14 protein-coding genes are annotated in these 16,538 nt (G+C 40.9%); 10 read left to right on the top strand and 4 right to left on the bottom strand.

Annotated elements, in window-relative coordinates:
* Window position 1: 1 nt before the first annotated feature.
* Together nt5e and E5S68_RS05015 are read right to left on the bottom strand one after the other, a co-directional pair.
* Entirely contained in the window at window positions 2-2,212 is a 2,211-nt protein-coding gene (gene nt5e, locus E5S68_RS05020) for a cell surface ecto-5'-nucleotidase Nt5e (RefSeq protein ID WP_135782605.1), read from the bottom strand.
* 252 nt (window positions 2,213-2,464) lie between these two features.
* The gene (locus E5S68_RS05015) at window positions 2,465-3,025 is read right to left on the bottom strand and encodes a TetR/AcrR family transcriptional regulator (protein WP_135782604.1); all 561 of its coding nucleotides are present in this window, start codon (window positions 3,023-3,025) and stop codon (window positions 2,465-2,467) included.
* Between the two features lie 618 nt (window positions 3,026-3,643).
* Here E5S68_RS05015 and E5S68_RS05010 point away from each other — a divergent pair.
* From E5S68_RS05010 to E5S68_RS04995, 4 genes are all read left to right on the top strand, one after another.
* Window positions 3,644-4,345: an ABC transporter ATP-binding protein gene (locus E5S68_RS05010; RefSeq protein ID WP_135782603.1), complete on the top strand. Its 702-nt coding sequence runs from the start codon at window positions 3,644-3,646 to the stop codon at window positions 4,343-4,345.
* Window positions 4,346-4,360: 15 nt separating this feature from the next.
* Window positions 4,361-7,084, top strand: coding sequence for an ABC transporter permease (locus E5S68_RS05005; RefSeq protein ID WP_135782602.1), 2,724 nt, complete (start codon window positions 4,361-4,363; stop codon window positions 7,082-7,084).
* A gap of 96 nt (window positions 7,085-7,180) precedes the next feature.
* Window positions 7,181-8,023: a metallophosphoesterase family protein gene (locus E5S68_RS05000; RefSeq protein ID WP_135782601.1), complete on the top strand. Its 843-nt coding sequence runs from the start codon at window positions 7,181-7,183 to the stop codon at window positions 8,021-8,023.
* Window positions 8,024-8,149: 126 nt separating this feature from the next.
* The gene (locus E5S68_RS04995; RefSeq protein ID WP_135782600.1) at window positions 8,150-8,593 is read left to right on the top strand and encodes an Rrf2 family transcriptional regulator; all 444 of its coding nucleotides are present in this window, start codon (window positions 8,150-8,152) and stop codon (window positions 8,591-8,593) included.
* Window positions 8,594-8,719: 126 nt separating this feature from the next.
* Here E5S68_RS04995 and E5S68_RS04990 read toward each other — a convergent pair whose 3' ends face one another.
* Together E5S68_RS04990 and E5S68_RS04985 are read right to left on the bottom strand one after the other, a co-directional pair.
* Complete coding sequence (locus E5S68_RS04990) at window positions 8,720-9,058, bottom strand: hypothetical protein (RefSeq protein WP_135782599.1); 339 nt, start codon at window positions 9,056-9,058, stop codon at window positions 8,720-8,722.
* 21 nt (window positions 9,059-9,079) lie between these two features.
* The gene (locus tag E5S68_RS04985; RefSeq protein WP_135782598.1) at window positions 9,080-10,162 is read right to left on the bottom strand and encodes a M24 family metallopeptidase; all 1,083 of its coding nucleotides are present in this window, start codon (window positions 10,160-10,162) and stop codon (window positions 9,080-9,082) included.
* Between the two features lie 161 nt (window positions 10,163-10,323).
* On the opposite strand from E5S68_RS04985, the gene ccpA reads away from it, so the two are divergent.
* The 6 genes from ccpA (at window position 10,324) to thrS (ending at window position 16,395) form a co-directional block, all read left to right on the top strand.
* Window positions 10,324-11,328 carry a catabolite control protein A gene (ccpA, locus tag E5S68_RS04980; protein ID WP_135782597.1) on the top strand — a complete coding sequence of 335 codons (1,005 nt, stop codon included), beginning with the start codon at window positions 10,324-10,326 and terminating at the stop codon, window positions 11,326-11,328.
* 98 nt (window positions 11,329-11,426) lie between these two features.
* A complete protein-coding gene (locus E5S68_RS04975) occupies window positions 11,427-12,425 on the top strand; it encodes an LTA glycolipid anchor biosynthesis glycosyltransferase, IagA/BgsA family (protein ID WP_135782596.1) in 999 nt (332 codons plus the stop codon).
* Between the two features lies 1 nt (window position 12,426).
* On the top strand, window positions 12,427-13,749 hold the full coding sequence (locus tag E5S68_RS04970) for a glycosyltransferase family 4 protein (RefSeq protein ID WP_135782595.1): 1,323 nt from the start codon (window positions 12,427-12,429) through the stop codon (window positions 13,747-13,749).
* A 323-nt stretch (window positions 13,750-14,072) separates the two neighbouring features.
* Entirely contained in the window at window positions 14,073-14,243 is a 171-nt protein-coding gene (locus E5S68_RS04965; RefSeq protein ID WP_200773477.1) for a nucleoside triphosphate pyrophosphohydrolase family protein, read from the top strand.
* 18 nt (window positions 14,244-14,261) lie between these two features.
* A complete protein-coding gene (locus tag E5S68_RS10680) occupies window positions 14,262-14,396 on the top strand; it encodes a nucleoside triphosphate pyrophosphohydrolase family protein (protein WP_234697691.1) in 135 nt (44 codons plus the stop codon).
* Window positions 14,397-14,451: 55 nt separating this feature from the next.
* Window positions 14,452-16,395, top strand: coding sequence for a threonine--tRNA ligase (gene thrS, locus E5S68_RS04960; RefSeq protein WP_135782594.1), 1,944 nt, complete (start codon window positions 14,452-14,454; stop codon window positions 16,393-16,395).
* Window positions 16,396-16,538 lie beyond the last annotated feature (143 nt).

Here is a 16,538-nt window from a genome sequence, read left to right as displayed (position 1 = left end):
CTTAGTTTTCTTCTTTTTTCTTCAAGCCGAAGAACCCTAGAAAGGCGGTGAAGATGGCCATCATCAAGAAGGCTGGTGAGTTTTTTGCACCTGTTTCAGGCAATTTAGCTTGTGATGGTGTAAATGTTTTTGAAACAGACACTGGCAAGTGATAAGTAGTGACTGCTACTTCAACTTCTTTAGCACTCTTGTTGGAGCTTGGTTCTGTTTCGGTTGATGGAGCAGTTGATTCCTTATTTGAGTAACTAGGAATATATCTTTGTCCCCCCTGACCAGTTGAGTGACTAGGAATGTAGCTTTGTCCCCATTGACCAGTTGTCTGATCGACTGGCTTACTTGCTTGGTCATTGCTGCCAGGGTATGATTTAGGATTGGCTGGGTCAGTCCCTTTCTTGATTTCCTCAATGTCGGTTACGCCATCACCGTCAGAATCTTTTGTAGCAGATACTGAGATAGTCCGAGAATTAGGGTTAATCTCTGCATAAGTGGTTAAGTCTGCTTTTGCTAGGTAGTCTGCAAAAGCTACATCCATAGAAGGTCCTTCTTCACGAGCTCCACCTAACATGGTATATCCATCTCCTCCAGCGGCTAAGAAGTCGTTTGTTGTCAAATAGTAGTCTTTCGCAAGGTCGAGTGTTTCGTATTTTCCTGTTTCAGGATTCTTAATTTCGATATGGAGAATGCGTTTTTCAGTTGGTAGGGTGGTATCGTAATACACCTTAGCACCAGAAACTTGAAGGAAGCCACCGCTTGGTTCAAGGAGTGGTTGACCATTTTCATCTAAAACAGGTTTGCCATCTTTTTCTTGCAAGATAGATCCTAGAGACTTAGCAAACATATCAGCAATGTTTTGACCAGTTACCTTGATTTGAGAAATCGTATTACCGAATGGAAGAACGGCAATGACATTTCCTTTTGTGATTGGTTTGTCCTTAACAATTGTTTCACGCAAACCACCACCGTTGGTAACAGCAAGGTTTGTCTTGTGGCTAAAGCCAGTTTGACCGTATTCATAGAGGGCATCGGCCACAACATTTCCAAGGTTGGTTTCGCGAACACGGACATTTTCACGTTGTCCGTTTAACTCTACTGGGCTATTTTCGCGAACTACTTTAGCATTTTCAGCTTCGTATGCTTCCTTGATTTTTTGGACCATGGCTGCTACTTTTGCATTTGGTGCAACATTTTTGACACTGGCTGCTGAGATTTGTTGAGGGTCTCCAAGCAATTGGTTGGCCTTATAAGTGACCTTACCAATATTGTTCAAGTAGCTACCCGTTTGGTTATAAGTTACATTGTCGCCATATGTAGTAGATTGAACCGTATGAGAGTGACCGTCAATGACTGTAACTCGTTTTCCTTTTAGTTTAGGATTTTTTGACAGAGCTTCAGCAAGGGATGATCCACGCCATTCTACAGGAGTGGTTGTGTCGACTCCTAAGTGTGCCAAGACCACATAATGTTTGTAGTTCTTACCTTCAGCCGCAGCCCGTGCCTCGATTTCATCGATGACACTTGTGACTTCTTTAATTGGTTCTGTGAAGGTTACCCCTTGGACATTTTTAGGATGAGTTTTAGTTGCTGTTTCAGGAGTGGTAACACCAATGACAACAAATTCATCACCTTCCACATTTTTGTCCTTATCGACAATGGTAGAAGCTTCAAATAAGCGAGCACCATTTATATAGGTATTGGAACTGAGGAGTGGGAACTTCAAAATTTCTTTGTATTTTTTCACTTCATCTAGACCAAAGTCAAACTCATGGTTTCCGACAGCCATGGCGTCGTATGCCATCTCATTTAAGATTTTGGCCCGTTCCTCTCCCTTAGAACTATTGGAAATAGGTAAGCCCTGGAAGGCATCCCCCGCATCTACTACTAAGGTAGCAGGATTTTTAGCTCGTTCTTCTTCGATGACGGCAGCCAATTTAGCGTCCCCAATTACCCCTTTTTCTTCAACGATACGACCGTGAACATCGTTGGTATGGATAATATTAGTTTCAGGTAAATCAGCTTGAAGACTCGTAGCGCTTACTTCGGTAGGGGCGTCAGCTGTTGCAGAGCTAGCAGGGGCATCGTCTCCTTGAGCAGTAGCAGGAGCAACTTCTAGACTAGATTCTGGTGCACTACCTAGTTCATCAGCAGCCACTTGAGAAGCTAAAAAAGCAGGAGCAAGTAGCAAAATTGGCAAAAGAAGGTTTTTCTTTTTCATAAATAATCCTCTGTTTCTTATTTGCTTGATACTATCATTATAGCTAAAAATAGTTAAAATGTGAATCATTTCCAAGAAATCATGCGAATAAGTTCGTTTTGGTAACGTTCTCTGTCTCGTTTTAATTAGTAAAGGAGCGGGTTTAGAGTGGCTAACAGATGGTTGGTTTGCTTAGACCAAAAAAAAAGAGAGGACATGGTCCTCAGGGAGTATGAGCCAATAAGGCCTTTAGTTGGAAAAATCTACCTTAAACTATTTATTCAAAGGTTGGTTCCAATTGGTAAAATCAGAAACACTTAAAATAACAGTTGCGATTTCAATTGGATCTTCTTTTGCACCAGTGGCTAACCATTTTGTCAGGACAGCTTCGATGGTAGCAGTAAATATTTCAATAGCATACTTGTAGGGTACCTGGAAGTCACGGACAATATGTTTTTGGGCATTCGGAGTCTGATCAAGAAGACGCAAGGTAAAATTCTTCATTAAATGGTGAAATTGATTGTAGTCCATCTGCATCAGAGCGTAAATGAAATCGTAATTATCTTGAATGTATTGGAGAGAAGCGAGAAAGTTTGCTTTTTCACTGGGACTCGTCGCAAATAATCCTTCTAATTCTTTTAACAAATCGGATTTCATTTGACGGAACATATCTTGCTTGTCTACGTAGTGGAGGTAAAAAGTTCCTCGGTTGATCCCAGCTTCTTTGGTTAATTGACTAATGGTAATGGTATCAAATGACTGACTAAGAAGCAAACGAGAAAGAGCGGACCGAATTGATTTTTTTGAATTTGTTTGTCTTTTTCTTCTTGTCATGTTTCCTCCTTCATACTTTGATTTTTAAATAGTTTTAATTTTATGACTATCACATTATACAGAAAATTATGAAATCCATCAACGGAATAAAATTATAGTACAATTGTACAATAAAAAACGCTTAAAATCGATAGTTTTGCAAACGTTTTCTCGTTTTTTTATAAAAATTTTTCCCATAAGAAAACTAAAAGGGAATTTTATATAAACGAGATCAAGTTAAGAAAACACTGTATCTATAAGGCTTTATAAAAACTGTTTAACGATGCGGATTTATTAGTAGACAGTCCATTTTCCCATGACATAAGAAATGAGTTGGCAATAGGAAATGAATAACGAACAAAGAAGCATAGATGGGTATCCATAGAAAAGTATCAGTAAAAGAGTAACTAATTGAAGCGAGACGAATTCTTATTCGTTCTTTTTTGTAAGGGGATAAAAATGAGGAGTTTGAGGGAGAGATAAGAATAGAGGAGTTTTTTAAAAATAAATCAGAGGCCCCTTTTACATGATTCTTCATTTAGTCTGTGATTCAAGTGTAAGCAAGTAGAGTTTTGCTTGGTCTTCTTTGTAAAAAGGACTATAATGGGAATAGAAAGTGGAGGCGAAGGAGTAAGAAAGATGGCCTACATAGAAATGAAGAATAGTTCTAAACGCTATCAGACAGGTGATACCGAAATCATTGCCAACAAAGATGTTAGTTTTGAAATTGAAAAGGGAGAATTGGTGATCATTCTTGGTGCATCTGGAGCTGGGAAATCAACGGTCCTAAATATTTTAGGTGGAATGGATACCAATGATGAAGGCCAGGTCTTTATTGATGGGATTGACATTGCTCAATTCAATTCTCATCAGCGCACCAACTATCGAAGGGATGATGTCGGTTTTGTTTTCCAATTCTATAACCTAGTGCCTAACTTGACGGCAAAAGAGAATGTTGAATTGGCTTCTGAAATTGTAGCGGATGCACTCAATCCCGAACAGGTATTAATCGAAGTTGGCTTAGGTAATCGGATGAACAATTTTCCTGCTCAATTGTCTGGAGGTGAACAGCAAAGGGTAGCTATTGCTCGGGCAGTTGCGAAAAATCCAAAGATTTTACTCTGCGATGAACCGACTGGAGCCTTAGATTACCAAACAGGTAAACAGGTCCTTAAGATTCTTCAAGAAATGTCTCACGCTAAAGGAGCAACGGTAATTATTGTAACCCACAATGCTTCCTTAGCTCCCATTGCAGATCGGGTTATTCACATGCATGATGCCGGGGTGAAAGAGATTCGTCTAAACCCTTCTCCTCAAGATATTGATACTTTAGAGTATTAGAGGGAGGTTCTTCTTATGAAGCGAACAGTTTATTGGAAGGATATTGTAAGCTCCTTCACGAGATCAAAGGGGCGCTTTCTATCGATTCTAACCTTGATGATGCTGGGAAGTTTAGCTCTTGTGGGGCTAAAGGTTACACCACCCAATATGACCCGAACAGCCAACCGCTATATGAGCCAACAAAAAATGATGGACCTGGAAGTTTTGGGCGACCTCGGGCTAGATAAAGCGGATCAAAAGGAATTAAAGGAGCTGAAAAACACTCAAGTCGAATTTTCCCATCTAACAGATGTGACGGTGAAAGGCAAGAAAGGAGCTGTCCGTCTTTTTTCTAAGCCTAGTGAGATTTCGCTTTTTAGGTTGACTTCAGGGCGTCTTCCTCAAAAAGAAAACGAGATAGCCCTAGCAAGCCACTGGGCTAAATGGTATAAAATAGGCGAGTCCATTAGCTTTGAAGAAAAATCAGGGGCTCCATCTATTTTAACGAAACATCAATTCACTATTGTTGGCTTTGTCAATTCTTCTGATCTATGGTCTGAGAAAGATTTGGGAACTGCTACTAGCGGGAGTGGCTCTTTAACGGCTTATGGAGTGGTTTCTAAGGATATCTTTGATACGGAAGTATATAGCTTAGCTCGACTTCGGTTTAAGGATTTAGAGAAGGTAGATCCATTTACGTCTACTTACCAAAAGCGATTGGAAGACCATCAGCAGGACTTGGAAAAACAATTGAAAGACAATGGAGAGCAACGTTATCAACGACTAAAAGCAGTTGCTAGCCAAGAGATTCAAAAGGGAGAAAAGGAGCTTGTAAGTGCAAAAAGTAAGATAGGGACAGCTAAGGAAGAAATCCTCCACGCTCAAAGTCAACTGAAACAAGAAAGAGCATCGTTCGAAAAACTATCTGGCCTCCTGCCTCAAAAATTGTTGGGCAAGAGACAAGCTCAACTGGATCAAGCTCAAGAGCAAGTAAATCAGCGGGTGGTAGAGATTCAAAAGGGAGAGAAGGAGCTTTCTGAGAAAGAGGAAGAACTCGTTCAGGCTAAGTTAAATCTAGAGAAGCTTGTGCAGCCGAGCTACCACATCTATGATCGTAAGACCATGCCGGGAGGGCAGGGATATCTCATGTACAGCAATGCGAGTGCTAGTATTGCTGCGGTGGGGAATATTTTTCCAGTGGTGCTCTACGCAGTAGCAGCTATGGTAACCTTTACGACGATGACTCGTTTTGTGGATGAAGAACGAGGGAATGCTGGGATTTTTAAAGCGCTCGGTTATCGAACCAACGATATTTTGTCAAAATTTGTTATTTACGGTTTTGTAGCAGGCACTCTTGGAACTATTATTGGAACTCTACTTGGTCACTATTACTTATCAGGAGTGATGTCAAAAATCATTACTCAAGGAATGGTTGTTGGTAGAAGTAAAGCCTATTTTTATTGGAACTATAGTTTATTAGCCTTAGGACTTTCCTTGATTTCGAGCGTTCTCCCTGCTTATCTAGTGGCTCGTAAAGAATTAAAAGAAGAAGCTAGTGTACTTTTGCTTCCGAAACCGCCAGTCTCAGGTTCCAAGATTCTATTGGAAAATTTAAGGTTTATCTGGAAGCGTCTTAGCTTTACACAAAAGGTGACAGCCCGCAACATTTTTCGCTATAAGCAGCGGATGGTGATGACTATTTTTGGAGTAGCGGGCTCAGTGGCCCTATTATTTGCAGGCCTTGGCATCCAATCATCTGTTAGTGGAGTTTCGGGCCGTCAATTTGATCAGATTTTCAAGTATGAAATTATCCTGTCTAACAAGTCCAATGCCTCCCCTAAGGAGCAGAAGGCTTTAAAGAAACGATTGCATCAGTCAGATATCCAAGATCTTGAAGCGATTTATATCAAGGCTTTTGAAGCCTCTTATAAAGGAACTCGAGGGAAGCAGACCCTAACTCTCATGGTGACGGATCGGGAGACTTTTGCTCCTTTTGTGGACTTACGCTCTGAAGACGATCACGCTAAGTTGACTCTGACCAAAGGAGCTGTGATTACGAGCAAACTTGCCCAACTGGCTAAGGTTAAAATAGGAGATGTATTGCTCCTTGATGGTCACAAAATTAAGGTTGCAGGCATTGCAGAGAATTATGTCGGGCATTATATCTATATGGATAACACGACCTATCAAAGTGTTTTCGGGACAATCCCTTCAAGCAATAGCTACTTGCTTGCATTGAAGGATAGCTCGAAGGAATCCATCCAATCGGTCAGCGAGTCCTTAATGGGTCTTGCCGCAGTGAAAGGAGTGACGCAAAATGCTTCTTTGATTTCACTCTTTAACTCAGTTGCTCAATCTCTGAACAATACCATGATGATTTTGGTAGTCGTTTCGATATTATTGGCCATTGTCATTTTATACAATTTAACCAATATCAATTTAGCAGAACGGATTCGTGAGCTGTCTACCATCAAAGTTCTTGGGTTTCATAATAAAGAAGTGACCCTCTACATTTATCGGGAGACCATTCTCCTATCCATGGTTGGAATAGCGACTGGCTTATTGGGTGGTTTTTATCTTCATCGCTTCTTAATTGCGATGGTAGCTCCAGATTCCATTCTATTTTATCCCAAGGTGAGTCTCGGAGTCTATCTCTATCCGGTTCTTAGTGTGACCACCATTTTGGCTCTACTAGGAGTTTTCGTCAATCATCATCTCCGCAAGGTTGATATGCTGGAAGCATTAAAATCAGTCGAGTAAGAAATGAGGCTCTCTTTCCATGTATCAATCACGAAACTTCTACTCTTGGGTGGAAGTTTTTTAGAGCTTTGGTATAATGAAAGGAGGAGAAAATAGATGACAAAAATTGCTTTGCTTTCAGATATTCATGGAAATACAACAGCTTTAGAGGCTGTGCTCGAAGATGCCAAAAGAGCTAACGTGGAGGAATATTGGCTGTTAGGGGATGTCCTCATGCCGGGGACAGGTAGGCGTTACCTTTTAGAACTTTTAGGAGAGCTCCCCATAACAGTTAAGATTCTTGGAAATTGGGAGGATAGCTTGTGGAGAGCGATGAAGGGATTGTTGGATCCATCAAGGGCTAGCCATCGCTATTTGATACGCCATTGTCAATATATCTTAGAAGAAGTTAGCCCAGAAGAAATAGAGGCCATGAAAAGCCTGCCCATGCAAGTGCATCGAGAAGTTTCAGGGTTAAGAGTTGGGATTACCCATCATTTGCCGGACAAAAACTGGGGACGGGAATTGATTCATGTAGGAGACCAGAAAAATTTTGATCGGCTAGTAACGAATCCCGCTTGTGATATCGCTATCTATGGTCATATCCATCAACAATTTTTTCGATATGGAAGTGGAGGAGAGTTGATAGTGAATCCGGGTTCCATTGGACAACCCTTCTTTTTACAGGCCAATCTTCGAAAAGACCTCCGGGCCATGTATGCCATAATGGAATTTGATGAGAAAGGTCTAAAGAATGTAGATCTGAGACGAGTGGATTACGGTGTGGAAAAAGAACTGAAATTGGCTAGAGACCTGAGGCTTCCCTACTACCAAGTCTACGTTGAAAGTTTAGTTAATGGGATCCACCATACCCATAATCATGAGCTTCTGTATGAAATTGCTGAACGAGAAGGGCACAATGCAGAAGTAGATGCTTGGTTAAGAGATTATTTTAATTAGTGTAACAGTTGACATTACAACAAATAAGGGTATAATAGATTCAATGGAAGAACTGAAATTGTTCGTGATTGATGGATTTCTCATCAGTGGAGGATGGACTATTCTGTAGGAAAGAGAGGAGAATCAATGCAAATTTCAAGCCGTTTTACGATTGGAACCCATGTATTAGTCATGATTGCCTTAAAAGGAGATTGCACTAAAGTGACCAGTGATATGATTGCTGAAAGTGTTGGTGTGAATCCGGTCATTATTCGAAAGACCTTGTCTCAACTAAAAAAGGCTGGATTAATCCATGTGGCGCGGGGAACTGGTGGGGCTGAGATGGCAAAAGAGTTGGAAACTATTACCTTACTAGATGTTTATCGAGCGGTAGAGTGCCTTGGGAAGACAGGTCAATTATTTGGCTTTCACGAGCATCCAAATCCAGCCTGTCCGATTGGAAATAATATTCATGGAGTGCTTGATGGAAAACTCAAAGAGATTCAGTTAGCCATGGAAAAAGAAATGGCACAAATAAGTCTAGAGCAAGTAGTGAAAGAAGCTAAAATGAAGATGGAAGTAGCCTCTTAGTCCAATAAACAGAAGCTATCAATCTCTGGTAAGCAAGAGAAAAAGTTACCGATAGGAACTTGCTGATTCATTGATAGATACGTTAAAATAAAAAATTTCAGTACCTTAGATACTGAAATTTTTTTATTAATTGATGAAGGACACTAATAATGGAATGAGGGATAAACCTAAGAAGATCCAGGTCCAATAGCGATTGGGAATAAACATGAAAGAAGAAGAATCACGGTAAGCAATTCGTTGCCCTGTCTCTTCATCAATAAGATAACGAACTTCATCTGAAACAAATTTTTTTGTTAATAAATAATTTGTAGCTGCTGTAAATAGGCTGAACATGATCCCCATCAGAAAGCCATGAACTCGATTTGTGGCATTAAAATGAAGGACATAAATAGCAAGGTTGGAGACAGCTCCTCCAATAAATAAAGCAAGTACAACGAGTAAACCTTTACCACGCCAAACAATCATAAAACAATCTCCTTTTCTATCTTAATCAAAATATAGCAAATCTTTGCTAGTTTCAGTGAAGAGACCAAAACCGTCTTTTGTCACATAACCACAGTCTTCAATCCGAACTCCTACTTTTCCCGGAATGTAGATACCGGGCTCAACAGAGAAACACATTCCTTCTTCAATAACCAGATCATTTCCTTCCATAATAGATGGGAATTCGTGAACATCCATCCCGATTCCATGACCGAGGCGGTGGTTGAAGTACTCGCCGTAGCCTGCTTTTTCAATGACACTGCGAGCAGCGCGATCGACGTCGTGAGCTGTCACACCAGGTTTGATCATATCCAGGGCAGCCTGTTGAGCTTCTAGAGTTAAGTGGTAGATTTCTTTTTTGAAATCATCTGGTTTTCCAACTGCAACTGTTCGCGTCATGTCTGAAGCATAGCCGTTGACCATACATCCCAAGTCGAAGAGCAAGAGGGCATCCTTTTCAATTTTGTTACTTCCAGGAATACCGTGAGGATTGGCTGCATTGTTACCAGTCAAGACCATAGTTTCAAAGCTCATCTCGTAGCCCAAGCGTTTGATGCCAAAGTCGATTTCTGCGACGATATCAGTCTCGGTTTTGTCTAATGAAATAGCTTGGAAGCCCATATTGACAGCCTTATCTGCATATTGACCGGCAACCAACATCTTTTGAATTTCGTCAGCTGATTTGATCAAGCGCATACGGTTGATCCGAGGGCTAAGATTGATAAATGTTGCTTTTTCAAAGACAGAACGAAGACCATTGTATTTAGTCAAGATGAGATTATCAAATTCAAGAGCGACTTTTTTGGCTTCTGGATTGTTGCTAGCACCTTTGATTTTTTCCCAAGGATTCTCTGAGTCAACATAGCCAACGACAGGGAAGTTCACAACTGCTGTCGCCCGTTCTACCTCAAGAGCAGGAACAAACAGAAGTGGTTCGTGGTTGGGGTAGACGAACAAGAAGAGTTGACGTTCGTGAGGATCGCTATAGAATCCTGTTAAGTAGTTTATCGTAACAGGATCGGAGATAACGGCGATATCTGCATTTTCAGTTTCAAGAAATGCTACAATTTGATCTAATTTAGACATAAGCTACCTTCTTTCTATTGATATTATTTTGGCAAATTTTCCCTAAAAAATCAAGAGTTTGCAAAAAGATGTTAAAAAGCTTGAAAGTGTTTACAAGAAGTGGTAAAATGGTTGTTGTAGGAGACTGAAAACGATATTTTCAAAAAATGAAAGGAAGTATTATGAATACAGACGATACCGTAACCATTTATGATGTCGCGCGTGAAGCAGGGGTCTCAATGGCGACTGTTAGCCGTGTAGTAAACGGAAATAAGAACGTTAAAGAAAATACTCGCAAAAAAGTATTGGAAGTCATTGAACGCTTAGATTATCGTCCGAATGCAGTTGCTCGTGGACTTGCCAGCAAGAAAACAACAACTGTTGGTGTTGTCATCCCGAATATTACCAATAGTTATTTTTCTACTTTGGCAAAAGGGATTGATGATATCGCGGAAATGTATAAATACAATATTGTCCTTGCTAATAGTGACGAAGATGATGACAAGGAAGTTTCTGTTGTAAATACTCTTTTCTCAAAACAAGTGGATGGCATTATCTTTATGGGCTACCATTTGACAGAGAAGATTCGTTCTGAATTCTCACGTTCACGGACCCCTGTTGTTTTGGCGGGGACAGTTGATGTGGAACATCAATTGCCAAGTGTTAACATTGATTACCAACAAGCTACTATTGATGCGGTGACTCATTTGGCAAAACGTAATAAGAAAATTGCTTTTGTCAGTGGTCCCTTGGTGGATGATATCAATGGCAAGATTCGTTTAACGGGATACAAAGAAGCTCTTAAAGCTAAGAAATTATCTTATAGCGAAGGCTTGGTCTTTGAATCCAAATACCGTTATGAAGAAGGATATAATTTAGCAGAACGAATTATTGCTTCAAAAGCAACGGCAGCCTTTGTGACTGGGGATGAATTAGCAGCAGGTTTGCTCAATGGTCTTGCAGATCAAGGAGTGAAGATTCCAGAAGACTTTGAGTTGATTACCAGCGACGATTCTCAAATCACCCGTTACACCCGTCCAAATCTTTCAACAGTTGGACAACCTCTTTATGATTTGGGGGCTATTAGCATGCGTATGTTGACCAAGATTATGCATAAGGAAGAATTGGAAGAAAGAGAAGTTCTTCTTGCTCATACCATCAGTCAATGTGGAACGACAAAAAAATAAGAATTGAAAAGGAAGTTAGGAGCTTCCTTTTTTTCTTTACATCTATGAAATCTGGGTAAAACTTGAAGGGGGTTTCTAAATCAGGTATAATAGATGGTATGAAAGTATTACTGTATTTAGAAGGAAAATCTGTCCTACAAAAGTCAGGGATTGGTCGTGCCCTCCAGCATCAAATGCATGCTTTGGACTTGGCAGGGATTCCATACACAACAGATATTTTAGGAGACTATGATGTCGTTCACATAAATACCTATGGACCTCGGAGTTTGTTGCTCTTACATGCTGCCAAACGCCGTGGAAAAAAGGTCATTATGCATGGGCATTCGACACGAGAGGATTTCCAAAATTCCTTTATTGGGTCCAATTTATTTGCTCCTTTATTTGGAAAATATTTAGCCCATATGTATAAAAAAGCGGACTTTATTATTACACCCTCTGAGTATTCCAAGCAATTGATCCAATCTTATGGGGTGAAAACCCCGATTGTCGCTGTTTCCAATGGGATTGATTTGTCCAAATACAAAAAAGATCCCAAAAAAGAAGAGGTTTTTCGGAAACACTTCAAGATTCAGGAAGGACAGAAGGTCGTACTTTGTGCAGGGCTCTACTTTAGACGAAAAGGGATTGAGGACTTTGTTGAGGTGGCTCGTAGAATGCCAGATGTCCGCTTTATTTGGCTAGGTTCCATCAATAAATGGATTATTCCTCGCAAGATCAGGAGGCTTGTTGAGAAAGATCATCCAAGCAATGTCGAATTTCCAGGCTACTTTAAAGGAGCTGTTTTCCAAGGGGCGATGACAGGAGCGGACGCCTTCTTTTTCCCTTCCTACGAAGAGACAGAAGGGATTGTCGTTTTAGAAGCTTTAGCAGGTCACCAGCATGTTGTTCTGAGAGATATTCCTGTCTATCATGGATGGGTAGATGACCAGTCTGCGGAGCTCTGTCATTCAGTGGATGAATTTGTAGACTCCCTTGAAAAAGTTTTGTCTGGACAAGTGGACAAGAGGGACGCTGGTTACCGAGTAGCTCAAAGTCGATCAATTGATTTGGTCGCTGATCAATTAGTAAAAGCCTACCAGCAAGTATTGGAGATGTAATATGCGTATTGGATTATTTACAGATACATATTTTCCTCAAGTTTCTGGTGTTGCGACCAGTATTCGAACTCTTAAAACAGAGTTAGAGAAATTGGGGCATACTGTTTTTATCTTTACGACAACTGACAAAGATGTTAATCGTTATGAAGATTGGCAGATTATTCGAATTCCAAGTGTTCCCTTTTTTGCTTTTAAGGATCGGCGGATTGCCTATCGTGGATTTACCAAGGCTTTAGCCATTGCCAAGCAATATCAACTGGATATCATTCATACGCAAACAGAGTTTTCCTTAGGGTTACTAGGGGTTTGGATCGCTAAGGAGTTACGGATCCCAGTGATTCATACCTATCATACTCAGTACGAAGATTATGTGCGCTATATTGCCAAAGGGTTGGTCATCCGACCGAGTATGGTCAAATACATCGTTCGTGGTTATATGAATGACTTGGATGGGGTAATCTGCCCGAGTGAAATTGTGTATGACCTCTTGCTGAAATATAAGGTTAAGGCTGAAAAGCGGATTATTCCGACTGGGATTGAACTAGCTAAATTTGAGCGGCCAGAAATTACTAGTGTTGAGACACAAGCACTACGTGAGAAATTGGGGATTCTAGAGGGCGAGATTATGCTTCTAAGTTTGTCTCGAGTTTCCTATGAGAAAAATATCCAAGCGGTCATTGGAGCGTTTCCTGAAGTCTTAGCTGAAAATCCAAAGGTTAAACTGATTGTAGCAGGGGATGGACCTTATTTAGGGGATTTAAAGAACCAGGTGCAAAAATTGGAAATTGAGCAGTCGGTCGTCTTTACAGGAATGATCCCACCAAATGAAACAGCCCTCTACTATAAGGCTGCGGATTTCTTTATCTCAGCTTCGACTAGTGAGACCCAAGGCCTGACCTACTTGGAAAGCATCGCCAGTGGGACGCCATTAATTGCTCATAACAATCCGTATTTAAAAAATGTTATCGATGATCGAATGTTTGGAACCTTGTATAATCATGAAGAGGATTTGGCAGCAGCTATTTTGGATGCGACCTTAGCCACACCAGCAAAGGATGAAAGTAAGTGGGAGAATAAACTATACGAGATCTCCGCTACAAACTTTGGTCGCAGAGTTTATGAATTCTATCTAGACGCCATCATTTCTAAAGATTTTTATAACGAACGTCATCCGGAAGAAAGTCGTACCAAACGGGTAACCAAGTCGATCGTAAAAATCCCACAAAAAGTCATTGCTATGCCTGTGAATGGTTCTGTGAGAATCATGAAAGGATCCTTTAAACAGGTGAAAAAGATTCGCAACATCACCAAATTGTTAGATTAGAGATAACGATAGAATTAAGAGGTCCTTAATAGGGCCTCTTGATGATGGGAGAAGATTTTTCCACTTGCAAAATATTCCAATCGTGCTATAATACTAGTCAGAGACATATCAAATCTAGGAAATCTGATAGAGAGCGCGTGGAGCTGGAAATCGCGTAGAGGATAGATTTGGGACTACTCAAGATACTTTTATGCAAACATAAAACGGTGGCCACGTTAGAGCCAATCAGAGGTGTCCCTCTTTTTTGAGGAACATAAATGAAGGTGGAACCACGTTGCGACGTCCTTTTTGGATGTCGCAATTTTTTTATGAGGAGACTTACTATGGAGTTGCAAGAATTAGTGGAGCGCAGTTGGGCAATCCGACAAGCTTATCACGATCTGGAAGTTAAGCATCATGATTCCAAGTGGACGGTAGAAGAAGACCTCTTGGCTTTATCGAATGATATTGGAAATTTCCAACGATTAGTGATGACCAAGCAAGGACGCTACTAGGATGAAACACCATACACACTGGAACATAAACTTTCAGAAAATATCTGGTGGCTAGTAGAACTTTCTCAACGTTTGGAGATAGACATCCTGACGGAAATGGAAAACTTCCTCTCTGATAAAGAAAAGCAGCTGAACATTCAGACTAGGAAGTAGTCTGCTAATAAAAAGTCAATGCTTAGAAACTATGAAACAATAAAAGGAGAAAATCATGATTCAAATTACTTTCCCAGATGGCGCTGTTCGTGAATTCGAATCTGGCGTTACAACTTTTGAAATTGCTCAATCAATTAGCAATTCTCTAGCTAAAAAAGCTCTTGCTGGTAAATTTAACGGCAAACTCATCGACACTACTCGTGCGATCACTGAAGATGGAAGCATCGAAATCGTGACACCAGATCACGAAGATGCTCTACCAATCTTACGTCACTCCGCAGCACACTTGTTTGCACAAGCAGCTCGTCGCCTTTTCCCAGATATTCACTTGGGTGTAGGTCCAGCTATCGAAGATGGTTTCTACTACGATACGGACAATGAAGCTGGTCAAATCTCTAACGAAGATCTTCCTCGCATCGAAGAAGAAATGAAGAAAATCGTTAAAGAAAACTTCCCATCAATTCGTGAAGAAGTAACCAAAGATGAAGCTCGTGAAATCTTTAAAAATGACCCATACAAATTGGAATTGATCGAAGAGCACTCAGAAGACGAGGGTGGTTTGACCATCTACCGTCAAGGTGAGTACGTTGACCTCTGCCGTGGGCCTCACGTTCCATCAACTGGTCGCATCCAAATCTTCCACCTTCTCAACGTGGCTGGTGCATACTGGCGTGGGAATAGTGATAATGCGATGATGCAACGGATCTATGGTACAGCTTGGTTTGACAAGAAAGATCTGAAAAACTACCTTCAAATGCGAGAAGAAGCCAAAGAACGTGACCACCGTAAACTCGGTAAAGAACTGGATCTCTTCATGATTTCTCAAGAAGTCGGACAAGGTTTGCCTTTCTGGTTGCCAAATGGGGCGACAATCCGTCGTGAATTGGAACGCTACATCGTAGATAAGGAGCTAGCTTCAGGCTACCAACACGTTTACACTCCACCACTTGCTTCTGTAGAACTTTACAAGACTTCTGGTCACTGGGATCATTACCAAGAAGACATGTTCCCTACTATGGATATGGGAGATGGTGAAGAATTCGTCCTTCGTCCAATGAACTGCCCACACCACATCCAGGTCTTCAAACACCATGTTCACTCATACCGTGAATTGCCAATCCGTATTGCGGAAATTGGAATGATGCACCGTTTTGAAAAATCTGGTGCTCTTACAGGGCTTCAACGTGTCCGTGAAATGTCTCTGAATGATGGCCACCTCTTTGTGACTCCAGAACAAATCCAAGAAGAATTCCAACGTGCTCTTCAATTGATTATTGATGTTTACGGAGACTTCAACCTAGACGAGTACCGTTTCCGCCTCTCTCTTCGTGACCCTCAAGATACTCACAAGTACTTTGATAACGATGAAATGTGGGAAAATGCCCAAACGATGCTTCGTGCTGCCCTTGATGAGATGGGCGTGGACTACTTTGAAGCTGAAGGGGAAGCAGCCTTCTACGGACCAAAATTGGATATCCAGGTTAAGACTGCTCTTGGAAAAGAAGAGACCCTCTCTACGATTCAGCTTGACTTCTTGTTGCCAGAACGCTTCGACCTTAAATATATTGGAGCAGATGGTGAAGAGCACCGTCCAGTCATGATTCACCGTGGGGTGATCTCGACTATGGAACGCTTCACAGCTATCTTGATTGAGAACTACAAGGGTGCCTTCCCAACATGGCTTGCGCCACACCAAGTAACTCTCATCCCAGTATCTAACGAAAAACACGTGGACTACGCTTGGGAAGTGGCGAAGAAGCTCCGTGACCGTGGTGTCCGTGCAGAGGTGGATGAACGGAACGAAAAAATGCAATACAAGATTCGTGCATCGCAAACTAGCAAGATTCCTTATCAATTGATTGTTGGTGACAAGGAAATGGAAGATGGAACTGTCAACGTTCGTCGCTATGGACAAAAAGAAACGCAAACTGTATCTGTTAATGAATTTGTTGAAGCGATTCTTGCAGATATTGCTAACAAATCTCGTGTATCAGAATAAATATGATTAAAAGGAAAGCTGAGGATTTTTGTCTCAGCTTTTTGCTTACTTCCTTAGAAAATATAGGAAGACTTGTCCGCAAGTTTCAACTTGAATCAGGTTGTTATTTGCTAGTAAATCTGGGTAATTCTTTCAAATTAGTG

It is taken from the genome of Streptococcus rubneri (assembly GCF_004785935.1).
Classification (GTDB): domain Bacteria; phylum Bacillota; class Bacilli; order Lactobacillales; family Streptococcaceae; genus Streptococcus; species Streptococcus rubneri.
The sequence above is the reverse complement of the archived record's forward strand: the minus strand, read 5'-3'. Positions and strand labels throughout refer to the sequence as shown.